Source organism: Patescibacteria group bacterium (genome assembly GCA_041671645.1).
Lineage (GTDB): Bacteria > Patescibacteriota > UBA1384 > XYA2-FULL-43-10 > 1-14-0-10-43-13 > JBAZBD01.
In genome coordinates this window covers 450,441-468,380 of the sequence record JBAZBD010000001.1, presented here as the reverse complement: position 1 = coordinate 468,380, position 17,940 = coordinate 450,441, and the positions used below count along the sequence as shown (strand labels likewise).

Here is a 17,940-nt window from a genome sequence, read left to right as displayed (position 1 = left end):
TTATTTACATTATAAACTACCCCAAATTTTAGTGCAACTGTGGGAAAACATCAATAATTTCTAATATCATAACGGGGCCGACCAAAGGGGATTCGGTCTGGTGCGCTCTCCCCTGCGCCAAAGGAGGAAGCCTGGCAGATGCTATCAGCTCCGTAGCGCTCAGACAAGCCGTCAATCGTGTCGGATAGCTTCTTTGCTTTCTCGATGTCTCGAAGAAAGGAGAGCTGATCGAACTTTTCACCACGCCGTAGATTGAAAGAGGAAATGGCAACCAAGATCGGCCGGCTCTGCCAGGGACATTTGCCCAATAATCTGTAGATTTGATCCAAAAAACTCCAATTGTCAGAAAAATAATCGCATTTGTGGCTAATATGAAAAGTGCTCCTGTCCATGAAATTAATTGTGACCGAAACTCCAGCCGCCTGATAGCCCTGACGACGCAAACGAAATCCCGCCTTGGAAACCAACTTGCGAATTACGTTCATCGCCCCTAGTTTCGACCGAAATTCTGGTGCCAGAACACAGGAATGACCAATAGTTTTATTCTTTACAGCATAATCATCAACTTCGTGACCGCGAAGACGAAAATACCAGAGTTTTCCCCAGTGATTGAGCATTCGAGCCAATTCTCCGACCGGCTTATCGAAAAGGTCTAGTGGGGAATTGATACCGAAATTTTTGAGTTGTATTTCTAAACGCCAGTTTATACCAGTCAGATCAGTCAACCTTAATCCGGCATAAAACTGCCTCAAATTTTTTAATTCGAGAGTCGTCAGCCCGTCTGGCTTCTGTCTCTCCCCTGCCATTTTGGCCAAAAAGATAGATGAGCTTATTCCGACCGAACAGCGCAGATAATCCCCTACTTCCTCCTGTATCGCCTTCTTCAACCCGATCGCCATCGCAATCGCCTTCTCTCTGTTTTGATCCAACGGGGTCAGGTAGATCGCAAATTCGTCAATACTCAAGACGTCGTAGAAGGGTGTGAACTTTTCTATCACGCGCCTGATTTCTTTGTGATAAAGCATATATAGTGCCGGCCGCGCCTCCACAATCTTGATCTCCGGGCAAAGTTTTTTGGCTTCCCCATTGCGGCAAATCCGGACGCCCCTCTGCTTTGCTTCGTACGAAGCGGCGATAATACAGCCAGATTCGCCTGTATAAGGCGAAACACCGATCGGTCGCCCCCGCAAAGTCGGCTGGACCTGTTGCTCGACCGAAGCAAAAAACGAATTCATGTCGAGAAACAGTACCATATAATCTTTTGGGCTGGAGGAAATACTCATACCACTATGATAATACAAAACCGAACAAACAACGAACACTTATCCCCAATTACGATTGATTTCTATAAACAATCATTGAAACGGAAAATTACTTGCACGTATTTGATATAATGAGGATATGAGGAACAACGTTGGTGTCGCCACAAAAGTTATAATCGTACTAAATCTCCTCGCGGTCTCGCTCTCCCCCGTGACTGCCTTTGCCGGTGCCTTTGGCGTCGGTGCTTATATTAGTAGTGAGCCAGACAGTATCAAAAGTTCGATTGCAGACTCTTTGAATAGTGTAGGCGCAAATGTTACTAGGACTGAAATTGCCTACAGCGCAAGTCCCGACTGGACGCCTTACGATACTGGCATCAACCTAGCCAGCGACAGGGGGATTGAAAACTTGATTCTCCTGACTGCTGGCACTGAGCTCCCTTCGGTCGATGATTGGGGAAATTTCGTCGAGACTGTCGCCAATCGTTACAACGGCAAAGCAAGCGCCTACGAAATATTCAACGAAGCAGACAATTTCGTATCTGCCAACGACTACGCACCGTATTTGTCTCGAGCTTACGACAAGATCAAAGCCGTCACTTCCGCCAAGGTGATAGTGGCCGGCCTGACCGCCCGTCTCGAAGCAACAAGTTTTTGGAATGGAATATACAATGCCGGTGCTTGGGACAAATTTGATGCTCTAGGCCTTCATCCTTATCGTAATTCCGCACCCGAAATAGTCGAATTCAATATCGGCGACTTCACCAATTCTATTAATATTGCAGCAAATGTAATCAGGGCCAAAGGCGGTGGCAAAAAGATTTGGATCACGGAGTTTGGTATCAAAACTGGCACTGCGGGAGCGGAGAACCAGGCCAACTATATCGCTCGCGCATACATTATGGCCATGTCAGTTGCTGAAGTTGAGAAAGTCATAATGTACCGTTTTCGTGACGGCGACGAATGGGGTATGGTCAATGCAGACCTAAGTCACAAGACAGTTTACGACAGATACAATAGTGTCGTGAGACCTCTTTCTGACGCTGGCCAAGCAGAGAAAATATACATATTAGACAAAAAAAATATTGATAATTTTGATGGCGTCAACGGCTGGAAGATCGACCAATCCAGCAACGCCTCCCTGTCTCTGTCAGGCGCAGATGGCTTGTACTCTGGTGCTATGAAATACAGCTATAATTTCTACTCTGGCGAAGGCTACACTGTTGCCGAAAAGGAAACCGCGCTTGATGGAAGCCCAGTCGGATTGGGCATCTGGGCAAAGGGAACCACCAGCGGAAGTATTTTGAAATTACGGGTCAAAGATGCCGACAATGAAACTTTTCAATTTGACATGGGCAAAGTAACAAGCTCATGGAACTTTCTAAAATTTGATTTCGGGCTAGACGTTGCCAAAACCTCATGGGGCGGCAATGGCTCGATCGATTATCCGATCAGATTCGAGAGCGTAGTTTACGACAGCCAAGGCAATACTTCTAGCGGGAACCTCTACCTGGACGAATTAGTCGCGATAAATGGCTCAGCTGATTTGTATGCTTACAAATTCGGATCTCGATTGGCCTATTGGAAAGTCAGTGGCAGTAGAGAGACATCTGTCTGCGGCCAAAATCTTAATTTTACAGAGTCTCCCCAGATTACTTCCGTCGGAGAATGTTCATCGTATACTCCATCCTCTTCTGGGTCTGTCACAGCTGCCGCTGAGCCAGCAAGTACGACCGATCAATCAAGCCCCACGACAACTAGCTCTACAACGACCAGGCCGGCAACCAAAGAAAATTCGAGGATTGAGCCAGACAAGACAAGCGCCGTTGCTGACGGCAAGGACAATATCACCTTCACGATTTCCCTCAAAAATTCTCTAAATCAAGTCGTGAAGAGCGATAAACTAGCGATCGAATCGACAGGATCAAACAATGTTTTCGGCGCGATCACTGCTGACGGTGATAATTACAAAGCAACATTCAATTCGACCACGGCTGAAGAGAAAACTGTCAAAATCAAAATTGGAGGCCTAGAGCTTGGCGCAATCAAGGTAACCTTCACCGCTGTCCCGGTTGTTGTTGAAGCGCCCCAAGTTGCACCCGCACCGGTGGATGTCATACTAGAGACCTCAAGCGCACCGAGCCGACCCAACTGGAATTTAATAATTTCCATCGTCTCAGCAAGTCTGATACTCGCAACTACGATTATATTTCTCTTGCTCAGGCGCTTCCCCATTCTCAAAATAAAAATTAGAAAAATGCTAAGTTTGTTGGCCAAGTCGCTGAAACAAGAAGAAGAATAACCTCTACGACTCATCTATAAGAAAAAATACCACCCCAGGGGGAGAAGGTGGTATTTTTGCTTAATTCAATCCTATGTTTATATAGTCTTCGCCAGTGCATCTTTCTTGGCCTGATCAAATTTACTTTGCGCGTCATCAATCGCCTTTTCGCGAGCCGCTTTGGCTTGCTTGCGAACATTTTTGTCCGTAGTCGATTTCAAAATTGAATTATAAGTTGAGTTTGCCGCCCTGACAGAGGAGCGATAACCAGCATTGGCCGACTTGAGATCATCCTTGTACTGTTTCTTCGTTGCCTTGGAATAATTTTCTGCAGATCTCGTCATTTCTGTCAGAATGATCCTGCCGCCACCACTTTCGCCCGCATTAACAGGAGCGGCGTTGGCCAAAGTGATAGTGATGGTAATCAGCAAAATCGTAATTAATGCATTGTATGAATACTTTTTATTTGACATATCTCCTCCAAAATTAATATTCCCTATTCTAATTTAAACCCCAAAAGCTGAGAAAAAGCTTAAGCTATTTCTCATTTTACTTATGTAAGCTATTTCGGTAAGATCAATTACTAAGAGAGAAATTGCTATGGACCAAAGCGAAAAAAGACGAAAAAATCGAATCCTGCTAGCCGTTGTCTTGCTACTTCTAGCCGGATTTGTGGTACCAACAATTTGGAGCAAATATACGAGGTCAAAACTGTCCGAACCAAAAGAAGAGCACAAATCAACGGTCAAGGAATTGATCGAAGCCGTCCCAACCAAGACTGAGTCAGTCTGCCTCGACCCAGGCCATGGCGGCAATGACATCGGCGCCAGTTACAATTCGATTATCGAGAGCAAGATCAATCTGATAGTAGCGCAGGAAGTGGCGACAAACTTGGTTGCCGCAGGCTACAAAGTCTATTTCACCCGCACCGACGACGAATTTATCTACAAAAGAGATCGGGCCGCGTATTGTAATTCAGTCAAGGCCGACATTCTGGTCGCCATCCACCACAACTCGTACAAAACCGACCGTTCGGTCGACTACGCCACCACACTATATTACAAAGAGATAGACAAGAAGCTCGCCAGTAGCGTCCAAAGCTCTATCGCTTCTACTCTGCAAATCAAGGATCAGGGTATTTCGAAATTCAACAACAGCGAGCTCTGGGTCGCCGAGATGCCAGCCGTGATGGCCGAAGCCTTCTTCATCACCAATACGACCGAATCAAAATCCCTGGCCAAAGATAATTCCAGACTTATCAGCGAGGCCAAAGCGATCAGCGACGGCATCATCAATTATTTTACAAATCCCGACGCCATTACAGACTCGACAAGTGCCGACTCCCTCATCATCGACCGAGCCGACCTAGGCGATTAAATTTGAAATATCATCTATAAAAAATACTCGTCCTTGGGCGAGTATTTTTAGTACGCAAGAATAATTAATTGTTTACAATTATAGTTTGAGCAATCCCTCAAGCGCAGCCTTGAGTGCTTCGGCGTTCTCATCGCCATCGTTGTTGGCAAATAACGACGCCGACAAGAGCGTATCGATTGCGTCTTTCTCTCTCCCGATATATGCCCTCACTTCATCGCCTGGAGCGATTTCGAGTCTTTCGGCTAAGCGGTAAATTTCTGTCGCAATGTCTTTGTCCTTACAGCCGTCAACCAATCCATCAATTTCCCCAAGCAAATTATTGAGGTTATTTTCTGCTAAGTTATTTGCTTCTTCTGCAGCCGTCAATCCGCGCGGATCAATTCCACCGCCAATGCCTTTTGCGAGATACTGAACCGTTCCTGGCGCCGCTGGCGTTTCCTCTCCTGCCGACACATCGTCTATCAAATCCGTCGCATCCATTTGTGCGTCCCCCGTCGGTTCGCCGTTGATCGTCATCTCTTCTCCTTGATTATTGTTTGCCTGATTATATCAGCTAATAGTTTCCCCAATCAACAATTTCTTGAAGAATTTTGCAGATAGGAGATATAATCAAATAAATAATAGCTAAAGAGCAAGGCAAAATGAAAAAAGTACTCAAAATCGTATCGATTGCGATCGGCGCAATGATAATAATTTCCGCTCTGATGTTCGCCACAGACACCTGCCCGCCCAAGGGCCCTTGGCCAACTCCCCCATGGTGCAGCGCTTCGCCAGCTCGCAATAGTTACTCTGTTTCGACAAACGCCGTCAAATTAAGCCAAACAAAAGCTGTCAGCATGAGCGATACCTGGGGCCGAAATTACAATATGGGCATGTTTGAAACTACGCAGAAAAATATTAGCTCCTCCTTCGATCGAGTCGCAGAGTTGGGCGCCAAGGAAGTCTATGTAAATGATTTTCATCTAGCGAAGTTTGGCAAAGGAAGTGACTTCACCACAACGGATTACGAAATTGTCGGGGACACATTTTGGAACGATTTCCGTGATGAAGAAATCAGCACCAAGGATTTGAAGAAACTCGCAGACGGGGCTCACTCTCGCGGGCTCAAGATCGGCATCAAACACAATATTTCATTTGTCGACATGCGGAAATATATCAAGGCTGGCCTCTCTGGCGATATTCAAACTGGCGTCGTCTCCGACTATGAAAAATTCAATACTAGCCACAGCGAAGAGTGGATCAAGGATTATTTTGCCAAATGGCAAACCAGACTTATCGAGCGCGGTAGTCTTTATCAGTCCGCTGGGATCGACACAATGAGCATCTCCCCCACCTGGATGGAGCCGATTTTTGCCGGCCATGAAGCGCTGGCTAATTCCCTGCAGAATGAATTAATCAGGAATGTGCGAGAGGTTTTCAGGGGCCAGATTTATGCAGAGGTCAATCGTTATGGATTTATGGAAAACATCAACGGCAAGGAAGATTGGACAAAGTATGATTTTTTCACAAATGCCGATGTTATCGAAATTAGAGTCTACGATCTCCCAGAAAAATACCGCGGCCTAGACGCGAAAACTGGTATTTATCGCTACTTGCAAGATCTAAATTCCAAGGCAGGAGAGAAAAAAGTTAAACTCACAATTTTCTTTGCCCCGTCGAGCTATACAAATTCGTTAAACAAAGGCGCGCTCGAAGTCCTTGACTCTCGAAGCGAAGGTGTTATAAATGTAAGTGCAGACTACCAATATCAAAATGGCGCGTTCGAAGCTTTCTTCGCTTCCCTGGCCGGGCTGAGCAATATTGAGAGAATCGACGTCGCCAACTATCCATGGGACGACAGCCTAGATCCTGAAGTCAAGCCGAAGCTCTCAGTCGCCTGCACTTTTCGCAACAAACCGGCTGAGGAAATTATCAAATCTTGGTTTAACAAATAACTACAGGGAGAAATATGAAACGAATATTATTTACGTTATCCTTGGCGCTCTTGCTTACCGCGCCCAATTTCGCGCTCGCCGCATCTGAGAATTTAGGCTTTATCAAGCCAGATTCCAGTATGTACTTCTTGCAAACTTGGGGCGAGAGTACCAAGGCAGCGCTAATTTTCAACAAAGAGAAGAAGACTGATTATCTGCTCGAATTGTCAGACCGTAGAACTGCCGAGATCGAGAATTATAGTGACAAGATTGATCAGAAAAAGCTAGAGAGCATCAGCGAAAGCTATCAGAAAAATTTTGAGAAAATCGAGATTGTTTCGGCCGAGGTCAAGAACAAAGCTGAAGTCGACAAAAGGATCGCTGAAGCCAACACCAGACAACAGGAGATATTGAAGCAGGTCCTCAACAAGGCGCCCGAAGCGGCCAAGGCGGCGATCAAGAATGCCCAGGCCAACAGCTCGAAAAACATACAGAAAATTCTAGAAGACAATCCCGAACTTCTGCAGAATTACACAATTGACTCTACCAGTATTATCGAAGGCAAAATGCGCTCTCAAGTAGAAACTGAAGTCAAAGCAAAAGTAGAGACTGAAGCAAAAATCCAGGCAGAAGCTAAGGCCAAGGAAATGCAAGCTACTGGTCAAGCCGCTGGTCAATCCCAAGCCGCTCAGGCGGAAGCAGCTGCCAAGGCCCAAGCACAAGCCAAAGCTGACGAAATGAAAGCCGCGGCCGAAGCTGGTCAAGCCCCTGCTGGGTCAAGCGAACCGACGCCAGAGCAGATCCAGCAGTATCAAGATCAAGCCAAATCTCTCAATCAAACTCAGGGCGACAGCCAGGGTCAAGCCGCTGGAGGATCGGAAGCCGCGGCCATGGAGCAAGCCGCCCGCGAACAAGCCGCCCAGCAACAATACGGAAGATAAAAATTGTTACAGACCGTTAATTAATAAATATATTAATAAAAATATTATTTCTAGCTACTCCACCCGCAAGGCACCCATTGGACAAAAATTAGAGCAAGCGCCACATTCCAGGCACTTATCCATATCAACCTCCGGTGCGTTGAAATCTCTTTGACTCAAGGCTTCAACCGGACAAACTTTGATAGCTGGACAGGGGTGATTTTGCGGGCATTTGCTCTTATCTACACGGATTGGCATTTTTGCATCCTCTTTTATTAATATAGACTATATCAATGTTTGTTGATATACTAAAAATATGATACAAAATCACTGTCGCAATAACAAGAGCTCTACGCCTTTATTAGCTGAATTCTTAAAAATAATCTCAGAAGACAATCGCCTTGCCATTATTTGCTTTCTTCAAAAATATGATGAGCAGTGCGTTTGCAAAATTTGGGAATTTTTAGAATTGCCTCAGAATCTTACATCTCACCATTTGAAAGTGTTAAAAGATTTTGATTTGCTAAATTCCAGAAAAGAGGGCCTGAACGTCTATTATTCAATCAATGAGAAAGAATTAAATAAATATAGAGAACTTCTAAACAAAATCTTAAGTAAAGGAGAATTTCATGGAAAAGGATAAGGTTAAAGGTATTGTAAAAAATTTTTATGGGAAGATCGCCGTTAATGGTTCGACTTGTGGCTGTAGTTGCAACTGTGACGACTCGACCAATGATCAAATTGCCAAAAGCATCGGTTATTCTGAGGACGAGATAAGCTCCGCACCCAATGCCAACCTGGGACTTGGTTGCGGCAATCCGACAGCTTTGGCCAACATCAAAGAAGGAAATACTGTATTGGACTTGGGCTCTGGCGCAGGATTTGATTGTTTTCTGGCTGCGAAAAAGGTCGGTGATTCAGGCAAAGTCATCGGCGTAGATTTTTCAGAAGAGATGATTGAAAAAGCCAAGCAAAATGCCCAAAAGTTGAGCTATAAAAATGTTGAATTTCGACTCGGAGATATCGAAGATCTCCCTGTTGAAGACAATTCAATTGATATAATTATTAGCAATTGCGTCATTAATCTTGCTCCTGATAAATCAAAAGTATTTGCTGAGTCTCATCGTGTTCTAAAAGAAGGCGGTAAAATGTTTGTCTCGGATATTGTGCTCCTAGAAGATATCTCCGATGAGATCAAAAACAACGAAGAATTATTGGGTGGTTGCGTTGGCGGAGCGCTCTTGAGAGATGATTATATTAAAATCGTTGAATCTGCAGGTTTTAAAGTAAAGATTTTATCTGAAGACAAGGGTATCAGCAAACGCCAATATAGCGGCATACCTCTGGAGAGCTTGAAGATTGAAGCAACAAAATAGTGATGTCGGAGAAGCATAACGACTTAATCTAGGCTTTGGCTTTACAACAAATAAACACCTCACATATGTGAGGTGTTTATCTGGCAGTGGCTGGCTGAAGCGTTAGAACGAAATACTACGACGAAAGAATGCATTTATTGCCTAAGTGCAAACTCTTCAACGAGAACCCAAACCCGAATTAAAAAATAATTTCCAATCCTGTTTTGACTTTGTTTTTGCCATCAAGTAGTATTTATTAAGTATTGATGCATTTATTGAATCGTATAAAGTTTAATTTTGGGAGATAAGATGAATGAAGATTCGAGCGGATGTGGCAAAATGACAAAAGGAGACATGGGCATGACAGACATCCCAGATAAAACAAGAATGGCGGATTCCAATCTAGGGGTGCCTGATGATGCTGTGCAAGATGACGCAAATATTGCAGAAAAAAAGCTGCTAAATGAAACGTTGGAGTATTTTGAAAATAATTCTGTGCCTTTTAGCGATGCGATAATACAAATAGCCTCTCAAAATGATTTTACGCTAATTGGAGAGAGCCACCTAAGTGAGTGTAAAGAAATGAGGCTATCACTCATAAAAAGCCTGGGAATGCTGAAAGACCAAGGGGTGACGCATCTTGCAGTTGAAGCAGATTTTCATCGACAAGAAATGTTGGATTCTTTGGATTTTACAAATGAAAATATTTTTGGACAATTAAAAAAAATCATGCCATTTAGCTGGGATGACAATAATATCAAATTAATTATCGCTGCCAAATTAATCGGCATTAAAGTTGTTTGCATAGATGCTGAGAACCAAGAGACAAATGATGCAGACTACCAAAATAGACGAGATGAAACTATGTATTCAATCATAAAAGAGGCCGATCCTGCCAAGATGATTATTCTGATCGGCAGGGGTCATGTCAAAAAGCATCTGGCCGAACGTGCTCCATGTCAAAGGACTGGACAAAACGAACCAGTCAAAAGAATTGGTACATGGTTGGCAGAAGACAAGACCAAATCAGTATCATCGATAAGAAATGTAATCTCAAGCGGAAACATAAATGGGCTTGCTTTCTCTATGTCATATTGCGTAAAAGCTAGGGATTTATCTAGTTCCCAAAAAGAACGTGGGTGTTACATTGTGCCTGATGACGGTCCGTTTGCTGGCGATCAAAGAGTAACAGGGTCAGACTATGTTGCTGTGACAATTGAATCCAATGATTCTCGGCTCTAACTTCTATATCAAAACGCCATCGGTTCCCTGTCCTTTCTGACGATGGACCCCCAATTCACACCCCCCTTTAGCTCGATTTCTCTTTTAACAAAACAAAAAATATCCAGTACTAGACTGGATATTTTTTGGCAGGGGTAAGAGGAATCGAACCCCTAATAAAGGTTTTGGAGACCTTCGTTATACCATTTAACTATACCCCTATTGAAGCTAATAAGCTTTTAAGCAGTAAGAATTAAGTAAAAACTTAGACGCTTACTGGCTTATTGCTTACCAGCTCAAACTTATTTTGTTTCTTTGTGCAATGTGCGAACCTTGCAGACCTTGCAATACTTGGTCAATTCAATACGTTTGATAACGTCCTGACCCTTCAATCTCTTGTCTGTGTGGTAACCACGAGATTTGCATTTCTCGCATTCAAGTGTGACTAGTTTTCTAGCTTCTTTTGCCATAGTGATTTCTTTCGGAAATAAATATCTGATTAATTTTTTAATGGAGCCAGCTAAGGGATTTGAACCCATAACCTACTGTTTACAAAACAGTTGCTCTACCGTTGAGCTAAGCTGGCGAATCGCTCAGGCGATGAAGGTGGGACGCTAGGCGTCCCTTTCACCACGCTAAGCGTGGTGCTGGGAGCAGGATTCGAACCTACGAAGGCGATGCCGTCTGATTTACAGTCAGATGCAGTTGACCACTTTGCTATCCCAGCAACAAAAAAATACCAAGTTTCAAGTACCAAATCACAAGTTATTGTAACCTATTTTCAGGAATTATTCAATCACTTGATCAATGATATTCGATTATTGATATTTTTATGGAGCCGTTGACCCCGACTTGTCGGGGCGACCTACTCTCCCGATGTTTTGATCGGGACCCCGATCCCAGTTTCCCTGGGCGTCGGGGCTTACTAATGCCACTATTTGTCTGGAGCCGATGACCGGAATTGAACCGGTGACCTACTCCTTACCATGGAGTTGCTCTACCAACTGAGCTACATCGGCACCCGACAAATAGTATCAATTCATTAAAGTTGCTCTACCAACTGAGCCCTGCCTACCGGCAGGCAGGTACAACGGCAAAATTAACACAAAGAATATACCATTTTCTACTGGTTTGTTCAATCCTAGCGTAATCGTGAGTAGACCGAATGCGTTCTCTGTTTTTCTTCGGCTTCGGCGGCAAGAGATTTGTAGTCCTTGTTATCGATATCGATGCTAGCCGCCTTCTTCAAAACCTTTGCTGCTTTGGCGTACTGTCTGATCTCGATATAGCTCTTGCCAAGTTCGAAATACCACTCAGCGTTCCCCTTCTCGAGATTGATAGCCTTCTCCATATGATCAATCGCCTTGGTGAAGTTGTCCTCTCGCATTTCTACCATACCAGTACCAAAATAGGCTTCGGCCAAATTCTTGTTGCATTTCAGAGCCGCTTTATAAGCTTCTCTTGAATCAGCAAATTCTCCACGAAAGAAAGCGATTTTGCCGATCATGACATAAGCTTCTGCGCAACGATTGTCTTTAGCGATCGCTTCGAGCGCTTGGACTTCGGCCTCGCGTAAATCATTAGCCTCATATGCTTCCTCGGCTTTGTAGAGGTGAGACAAGAGCATAGGGCTCTTCTCGCTGAAAACTTTGGCAATTTTTGGCTGAGGCGCGAAGTTATCATCTTCTGACTCTACGGCTGTCATGTTTCTCTGCATCGGCGCGGCAATAATGCTATCGATCTTGTGAGGTCTACGATTGGTCAAAAGCTTCTGGAATCTAGAAAAATCAATTTTTGACAGTGAAAACTTGACCTCTTTAGCGTCAGGATAATGACGCAATAGGAGAAAAAGAGCTAACCCCAGGAAAATTATAATCAATACTTCTAACACTCTACCTCCAGATAATTTTTATTTTCTAGCTGAACAGTCACCTTACTTTTCACCACGCATTGAGAAACTACGATGCCCTTGCCGTCCTTGGTCTTGATCGTGGTGCCAACCGCAGGAAGCTTCTTCTTCATCTCCTGATAAAAAGGTAACTCAAATTTTAGACAACACATTAGTTTTCCGCAAGCCCCTGTCGTTCGATTCGGCCCCATTTGACCCAAATTTTGATCATATGCCATGTCTGTAGAGACTGTTTCGAGCTCGCCCTTGATGAATCTCTTGCAACAGTACTGTTGGCCACATCGGCCAATCCCGCCGACACATCTGGCACGGTCCCTTGCACCAACCTGCTGTAAACGTATCAGTTTTTGGAATGTTGATGCAAGCTCAGAGACGAGGGAGCGAAAATCAACTCGTCCTGGAGCTGAAAAGTAAAAAGTTAGTTTTGATCCGTCAAAAGATAGATCGGCATCAAGGACTTCCATTGGGAGCTGGTGTTTTAGGACTATTTGACCACATTTTTCGATATTTTGCTTGGCTTCGGCCTTGCGATCAGCATCAATTTTCAGATCTTTCTCGTTCAAACGCCTGATAATCTCGCCCTTGCTCTCGACGCTCAAGCCCTCACCTTTTTCGCTCGATTTAATCACTGTTGCCACTTCCTGGCACTTTTCAGACTCAAAAAGGATGAGGTCGCCGTCATTTAGCTCCAGGTTGTTGGCTGGGACTTGGTACACCTTACTGTCGCTCCTAGCCCTGAAAAATATCTCTTTCATATATATCTTTGATTTCTATTATTAAATTTTCTAATGCCAGTCTCGGATTGGCGTTTTTCCCAATTCTCTGCCTTGTGCGCTCAATGCTGGTCAGCGCTTCGGCCAAGCTTGATTTCTTAGTCTCAATCATATCATTTCTAACCAAAAAAACCAACTCCAGAAGATACGCCTCAGTCTCTTCGCCCTTGACTACTTTTTCTATTTGTTTTAGCAATACATGCAGGTTATCTGCAAAATTGATCTGGTATGATGAAGTATGATTTTTTGTCTCAGTATTCGCCAAACGGACGAGCCTGCAACGAGATTTAATCGTCAGAGACAAGGATTGATTTTTGGACTGTAGCAAGAATACGACCCCCGCTGGTGGTTCTTCCAAAATCTTGAGGAGCGCGTTTGACGCTGAAATATTCATCGTTTCCGCATCCCAAAGCACAATTATTCGAAGCCCTTCTTTCGTCAGATTGGCAGAGTGGATCAGCTCTCTGATTTGATCGATTTTGATGCCTGCGTCGCTATCCCCGATTTCAGTCACAAATTTTCTTGACGTACCAGACTTCTCGCATAATAAATTCACCAGCCTCTCTGATTCTTCCCTGTTTCCCAACACAAGATAAGCATGATAGAAGTTACCATCCTGCCAATCATTTTGTAAATTCAATAAATCTTTCGAGTCCATAGTATTCAAATTACCACAAAACACTAAATCCGCCAAAACTAGTTTTAACGGATTTAGAGTGGTATTATGGAAGAAGATTAAATAGGAGAATATATGAGTCCAAAAGTAGATATCAGCGAGCTAGAAGACAAAACATTAGTTTGTAAAGATTGTGGTGATAAATTTATTTTTACTGCCGGAGAGCAGAAATTCTTCCTCGAGAAAGGATTGCAAAATCTGCCAAAACGTTGCAAAGTTTGCACCGCCAAAAACCGTGACAAATTACGAGACAAACACCCAATGTGGTGGATCAAATGCCGAGTTTGTGGCAAAAAAAATGAAGTCCCCTTCCAGCCAACTACAGAAGATATTCTCTGCGAGGACTGTTTCAAGAAACTCCAAGATGAACGTGACAAGAAGATTATCGAGAGCGGCGAAAAACTACCAAGTTAGTTCAAAGTGATAAAGTATAAAGTATAAAGTTACAAGACTAAGACAAGACCATGAATCGTTTCTTTCGACTTTGAACTTTCGACTTTATAACCTGCCCCTATTTTGTGATCTTTTTGATGGTCTTCATGCAACGAGTGCATAACATAACACCACCAACTTTTTGTAGGTTTGGCTTAAAGGTTCTCTTTGTATGAATCTGTGAATGTGAGACTTGGTTCCCCGCTGTCGCACTTTTCACACATATTGCGCATCTTGCCATCTTTTTATCTCCCGCGTGAAATGTTAAAATATTTATAAGGAAGTCAAATCAATACCGAACCTGCATATCATAACAAAAACTAAGATATTTATCAAGACGAGGAACAATGCTATTATTATCAATCTTTCAGGACCCAGTCGTAGGAATAATATTTTTAGCAATTATTATTTTCAGCCTCACCCTTCATGAATTTGCTCACGCGTTGGTGGCCAACTGGGCAGGCGATCCGACAGCCAAAATTGAGGGGCGCCTCACTATCAATCCTCTAGCCCATCTGGATTTGGTTGGTAGTATTATGCTTCTAATCATTGGTTTTGGCTGGGGCAAACCAGTACCAGTCAACCCAGCCTATTTCCGAAACAAGAGTTCAGAGATCTGGGTTTCACTTGCTGGGATTATCACAAACTTAATTATCGCCCTAATTATTTCAATTATTCTCAAGGTTCTTGTCTCTGCTGGGATTTCCGGAACGCACTCCTTCCTGGTCCAAATCTTGAACTTGGCTGCTGTCCTAAATATTGCCCTTGCGTCCTTCAATATCTTGCCGATTCCCCCACTCGATGGGTCACACTTGATCGAGCCACTTATGTCGCCGCCAATGAGGGAAACATACCAAAACTTTGGCCCGTACCTCCTGCTTGGGATTATCATTTACGATCAGGTCTCGGGCAGCTCGATCTTCTTGCAATTGATCCGACCCCTAATCTTAGCTTTATCGAAAATTATCGGTATCGACCCGACAATGCTAGTCGGATAAAAGTACAATTATTTTAATTTGGATATATCGTTCTTGCCGTCTCTGAGTCGAATAACATTTTTGCACTCGGCCGCAACGTCCATGTTGTGAGTCACTATCAGGAAAGTCTTGCCCTCACGATTTAGCTTTTTGAGCATCTCCATAATCTCAAGTGAGGTTTTGGTATCTAGCTCACCAGTTGGCTCATCAGCCAAAATTATTGCTGGATCGTTCATTAGGGCCCTGGCCATCGCTACTCGCTGCTGTTGGCCGCCAGAGAGCTCGTTGGGCTTGTGATTCATGCGCTCAGCTAGACCTACCATATTGAGCAACTCGATGGCTCTCTTTTTGCGCTCAGCCAGTTTCATCCCGCCGTATTTTCCCGCCAGAACTACATTTTCTAGCGCAGTCAGTGTAGGGATCAGATTAAATCCCTGGAAGATAAAGCCGACCTTTTTGGCCCTTACTTTATAAGCCTTATCGTCTTTTAATTTGCTAAAATCTTCTCCATCGATAAAAAGATCTCCTTCATCGGGTCGATCCAATAGCCCCAATATGTGCATCAATGTGGACTTGCCACAGCCGGAAGGACCAACGATCGCGGTAAAGTCTCCCTGCTTGACCTCGATATCGACGCCGTCCAGCGCCTGCACCACATTGTGCTTCGACATCTTATAACTTTTTTTGAGTCCTTTGGCACTTACAATTATTTTTGATTCCATACTTTCCTTATTATTTGTCACCCCGGACTTGATCCGGGGTCCAATCATTATTATTTAGATTCCGGATCAAGTCCGGAATGACATTCTTATAATTCTCGTACGGCTTCGACAACCTTCAACTTCGCCGCTCTCATCGCTGGGATAACCCCCGCAATAATACCTACGACAAAGGAGAATATGAGGACATAAACAAAGAAGCTGGTATCGAGAAGGAAGATTTCTGCCCCCTTCGCGGCCATTTTCTGATTGATCAAATATGCCGATAGACCTCCAAGAGCAGCGCCGATCACTCCGCCCAAAAATCCGATCAGTCCAGCTTCCATGGTGTATTCGAAAGCAATTGATCGATTTGACGCACCCAGAGCCTTCTTGATTCCTATCTCCTTGGTCCGCTCGGATATCGACATCACCATTGTATTCACTATAGAGAAGAGTCCGACGATTAAAGCGAGCAAAGCCGCACCGAGAATAATCGCATTCATCGTGGCCGAAGCCTTGTCGATCAGCTCTCCCATCGCCTTTGGCGAGAGGACTGTAACCTCGCTTTTGAACTGGTCTTTAATCGTAGTCGAGAGCTTGTCTGAATCAACCCCATCTTTCCAAGAAACCGAAGCTGCCGTCGAAATGTTTTCCATCTTAAATGATTGGGCCTGAACTATTTGAGCCCGCGCCTCAGGCGAAAGTTTGGCCAGCTCTGTGTCTGAAATATTCGCCGTGTTTTCAGATTGAGTCTTCAAGGATTTCAAAAATGGATTTGAGTCTACAAACATTTCCCTAGCAGGTTTGATATTCATGAAAACATAACTATCCGGTCCAGTCATAGTCTTATTGAGAATTCCGACCACTTTAAACTCGCGTCCGCGGATTTTGACCGTATCCCCCATCTTCCACTTCTTGTCCAGGGCGACTGTATAGCCAATCGCAATCTCGTTTTCAGCTGTATCTTTCCCGATCTCTTCGCCCTCTTTCATATCCAGTGTCGCCCAGTTTTTGTTTTTAAAATTTGAGCTAGGATCAATACTATATATTGTTGGTGGCTGACCCATATTCATAGATGCGCTCGCTGGATCATCAAGGTTTGGCTCATCAACCACGAGGCTTACTGAGCCCTCGACTGCTTCGACTCCTTCGACTGCCGCAATTTTCTGCAACAAATCCACTGGCAAAGTCGAAGTGCCGCTGCCGCCCATGGTAAAATCTGTGCCTTTGGGAGAAATCGAGATTTGCCCCGTGATATAGCGCTTACCGCCATCGATCATTTTGTTCAATTTGAGCGCCATACTGCCCATCACAGTGAAAGCGAAGATCCCAATCACAATGCCAAAAATAGTCAGAAAAGTTCTAAACTTTCGACGCCACATATTTCTCAAAATTTCCATGACAAAACCTCTTTTTTAATTGCAAAGATATTTTATCATAAGAATACCGAAGATTGGTAGGCCAAACACTATTAATTTTTCACCAGCTTGCCATCCTTTAGGCGAAACGTCAGATGTGATTCGGCTGCAATACCGTCGTCATGAGTTACAGCTACAATAGTAGTATCTTCAGATTTTGCTAGGTCTTTCAGGAGCTTTATAATAATTTTCCCTGTCGCGCTATCAAGATTTCCCGTTGGCTCATCAGCCAAAATTAATTTTGGCTTGTTGGCCAGTGAACGCGCTATCGCCACCCTCTGCTGTTCTCCGCCAGATAGACGACCAGGTTTGCGGCTTTGTTTATCCCCATTCATTCCTACCTGATCAAGAAGTTTTGCCGCTCTATCTTTTTGCGCTTTGACGCTGAGCCCCGCAAATTCCATCGGAAGCATCACATTCTCAAGTGCAGTTAGATTGGGTATTAAATTATAATTTTGGAAGATAAAACCGATTTTTTCTCGTCTGTATTTGATCAATTTCGAATCGCCGAATTTGCTGATATTTTGGCCATCGACATCGATCGATCCTGAGGTCGGCTTATCCAGCGCACCAAGCAATGACAATAGGGTGCTCTTACCGCTTCCGCTTTTGCCAACTATGGTCGAGAAGACACCAGTCGGGATTTCGAGACTTACATCCTTCACCGCGACAACATCACTATCTCCAGATTCAAACTTTTTGGTTAGATTTGTTACTTTTAGCAT

The 17,940-nt window shown here is 44.0% G+C and carries 21 protein-coding genes and 4 tRNA genes; 9 read left to right on the top strand and 16 right to left on the bottom strand.

Features of this window, described 5'->3' with window-relative positions:
* Positions 1-50 precede the first annotated feature (50 nt).
* Entirely contained in the window at positions 51-1,253 is a 1,203-nt protein-coding gene (locus WC227_02450) for a hypothetical protein (GenBank protein MFA6963550.1), read from the bottom strand.
* Between the two features lie 148 nt (positions 1,254-1,401).
* Between WC227_02450 and WC227_02445 the strand changes: the two genes are divergently transcribed.
* Entirely contained in the window at positions 1,402-3,564 is a 2,163-nt protein-coding gene (locus WC227_02445; protein MFA6963549.1) for an invasin domain 3-containing protein, read from the top strand.
* A gap of 77 nt (positions 3,565-3,641) precedes the next feature.
* Here the strand turns inward: WC227_02445 and WC227_02440 are convergent, their stop codons facing one another.
* Positions 3,642-4,016 (bottom strand): hypothetical protein, encoded by a 375-nt coding sequence (locus WC227_02440; GenBank protein MFA6963548.1) that lies wholly within the window; start codon positions 4,014-4,016, stop codon positions 3,642-3,644.
* Between the two features lie 127 nt (positions 4,017-4,143).
* Between WC227_02440 and WC227_02435 the strand changes: the two genes are divergently transcribed.
* On the top strand, positions 4,144-4,920 hold the full coding sequence (locus WC227_02435; protein ID MFA6963547.1) for an N-acetylmuramoyl-L-alanine amidase: 777 nt from the start codon (positions 4,144-4,146) through the stop codon (positions 4,918-4,920).
* A gap of 78 nt (positions 4,921-4,998) precedes the next feature.
* Here WC227_02435 and WC227_02430 read toward each other — a convergent pair whose 3' ends face one another.
* Positions 4,999-5,436: a hypothetical protein gene (locus WC227_02430; GenBank protein MFA6963546.1), complete on the bottom strand. Its 438-nt coding sequence runs from the start codon at positions 5,434-5,436 to the stop codon at positions 4,999-5,001.
* A gap of 125 nt (positions 5,437-5,561) precedes the next feature.
* On the opposite strand from WC227_02430, the gene WC227_02425 reads away from it, so the two are divergent.
* On the top strand, positions 5,562-6,854 hold the full coding sequence (locus tag WC227_02425) for a hypothetical protein (GenBank protein ID MFA6963545.1): 1,293 nt from the start codon (positions 5,562-5,564) through the stop codon (positions 6,852-6,854).
* 14 nt (positions 6,855-6,868) lie between these two features.
* A complete protein-coding gene (locus WC227_02420; protein MFA6963544.1) occupies positions 6,869-7,774 on the top strand; it encodes a DUF5667 domain-containing protein in 906 nt (301 codons plus the stop codon).
* A 54-nt stretch (positions 7,775-7,828) separates the two neighbouring features.
* On the opposite strand, the gene WC227_02415 is transcribed toward WC227_02420, so the two are convergent.
* Positions 7,829-8,011: a 4Fe-4S binding protein gene (locus tag WC227_02415; protein ID MFA6963543.1), complete on the bottom strand. Its 183-nt coding sequence runs from the start codon at positions 8,009-8,011 to the stop codon at positions 7,829-7,831.
* 58 nt (positions 8,012-8,069) lie between these two features.
* Between WC227_02415 and WC227_02410 the strand changes: the two genes are divergently transcribed.
* The 3 genes from WC227_02410 (at position 8,070) to WC227_02400 (ending at position 10,350) form a co-directional block, all read left to right on the top strand.
* Positions 8,070-8,396 carry a metalloregulator ArsR/SmtB family transcription factor gene (locus WC227_02410; GenBank protein ID MFA6963542.1) on the top strand — a complete coding sequence of 109 codons (327 nt, stop codon included), beginning with the start codon at positions 8,070-8,072 and terminating at the stop codon, positions 8,394-8,396.
* Complete coding sequence (arsM, locus tag WC227_02405) at positions 8,383-9,129, top strand: arsenite methyltransferase (protein ID MFA6963541.1); 747 nt, start codon at positions 8,383-8,385, stop codon at positions 9,127-9,129. The genes WC227_02410 and arsM overlap by 14 nt, the downstream gene beginning before the upstream one ends.
* A 288-nt stretch (positions 9,130-9,417) precedes the next feature.
* Positions 9,418-10,350: a hypothetical protein gene (locus WC227_02400; GenBank protein ID MFA6963540.1), complete on the top strand. Its 933-nt coding sequence runs from the start codon at positions 9,418-9,420 to the stop codon at positions 10,348-10,350.
* A gap of 126 nt (positions 10,351-10,476) precedes the next feature.
* Here the strand turns inward: WC227_02400 and WC227_02395 are convergent.
* The 8 genes from WC227_02395 to WC227_02360 form a co-directional block, all read right to left on the bottom strand.
* Positions 10,477-10,550: transfer RNA gene (locus tag WC227_02395), tRNA-Trp, on the bottom strand.
* 81 nt (positions 10,551-10,631) lie between these two features.
* The gene (rpmG, locus tag WC227_02390; GenBank protein ID MFA6963539.1) at positions 10,632-10,799 is read right to left on the bottom strand and encodes a 50S ribosomal protein L33; all 168 of its coding nucleotides are present in this window, start codon (positions 10,797-10,799) and stop codon (positions 10,632-10,634) included.
* 41 nt (positions 10,800-10,840) lie between these two features.
* Positions 10,841-10,915: transfer RNA gene (locus tag WC227_02385), tRNA-Thr, on the bottom strand.
* A 56-nt stretch (positions 10,916-10,971) separates the two neighbouring features.
* Positions 10,972-11,056 (bottom strand) — tRNA-Tyr (locus tag WC227_02380).
* A gap of 216 nt (positions 11,057-11,272) precedes the next feature.
* A tRNA-Thr gene (locus tag WC227_02375) sits at positions 11,273-11,348 on the bottom strand.
* A gap of 122 nt (positions 11,349-11,470) precedes the next feature.
* Positions 11,471-12,220 carry a tetratricopeptide repeat protein gene (locus WC227_02370; GenBank protein MFA6963538.1) on the bottom strand — a complete coding sequence of 250 codons (750 nt, stop codon included), beginning with the start codon at positions 12,218-12,220 and terminating at the stop codon, positions 11,471-11,473.
* A complete protein-coding gene (gene ricT / locus WC227_02365; GenBank protein ID MFA6963537.1) occupies positions 12,214-12,993 on the bottom strand; it encodes a regulatory iron-sulfur-containing complex subunit RicT in 780 nt (259 codons plus the stop codon). The genes WC227_02370 and ricT overlap by 7 nt, the downstream gene beginning before the upstream one ends.
* Positions 12,968-13,669: a hypothetical protein gene (locus WC227_02360; protein ID MFA6963536.1), complete on the bottom strand. Its 702-nt coding sequence runs from the start codon at positions 13,667-13,669 to the stop codon at positions 12,968-12,970. The genes ricT and WC227_02360 overlap by 26 nt, the downstream gene beginning before the upstream one ends.
* Positions 13,670-13,762: 93 nt before the next feature.
* Here WC227_02360 and WC227_02355 point away from each other — a divergent pair, with 93 nt between their 5' ends.
* The gene (locus tag WC227_02355; protein MFA6963535.1) at positions 13,763-14,101 is read left to right on the top strand and encodes a zinc-ribbon domain-containing protein; all 339 of its coding nucleotides are present in this window, start codon (positions 13,763-13,765) and stop codon (positions 14,099-14,101) included.
* Positions 14,102-14,198: 97 nt separating this feature from the next.
* On the opposite strand, the gene rpmB is transcribed toward WC227_02355, so the two are convergent.
* A complete protein-coding gene (gene rpmB / locus WC227_02350; GenBank protein MFA6963534.1) occupies positions 14,199-14,360 on the bottom strand; it encodes a 50S ribosomal protein L28 in 162 nt (53 codons plus the stop codon).
* Between the two features lie 106 nt (positions 14,361-14,466).
* On the opposite strand from rpmB, the gene WC227_02345 reads away from it, so the two are divergent.
* Positions 14,467-15,117: a site-2 protease family protein gene (locus tag WC227_02345; protein MFA6963533.1), complete on the top strand. Its 651-nt coding sequence runs from the start codon at positions 14,467-14,469 to the stop codon at positions 15,115-15,117.
* An 8-nt stretch (positions 15,118-15,125) separates the two neighbouring features.
* On the opposite strand, the gene WC227_02340 is transcribed toward WC227_02345, so the two are convergent.
* The 3 genes from WC227_02340 to WC227_02330 form a co-directional block, all read right to left on the bottom strand.
* Entirely contained in the window at positions 15,126-15,818 is a 693-nt protein-coding gene (locus WC227_02340) for an ABC transporter ATP-binding protein (GenBank protein ID MFA6963532.1), read from the bottom strand.
* 86 nt (positions 15,819-15,904) lie between these two features.
* On the bottom strand, positions 15,905-17,197 hold the full coding sequence (locus WC227_02335; protein ID MFA6963531.1) for an FtsX-like permease family protein: 1,293 nt from the start codon (positions 17,195-17,197) through the stop codon (positions 15,905-15,907).
* A 71-nt stretch (positions 17,198-17,268) separates the two neighbouring features.
* A complete protein-coding gene (locus WC227_02330; protein MFA6963530.1) occupies positions 17,269-17,940 on the bottom strand; it encodes an ABC transporter ATP-binding protein in 672 nt (223 codons plus the stop codon).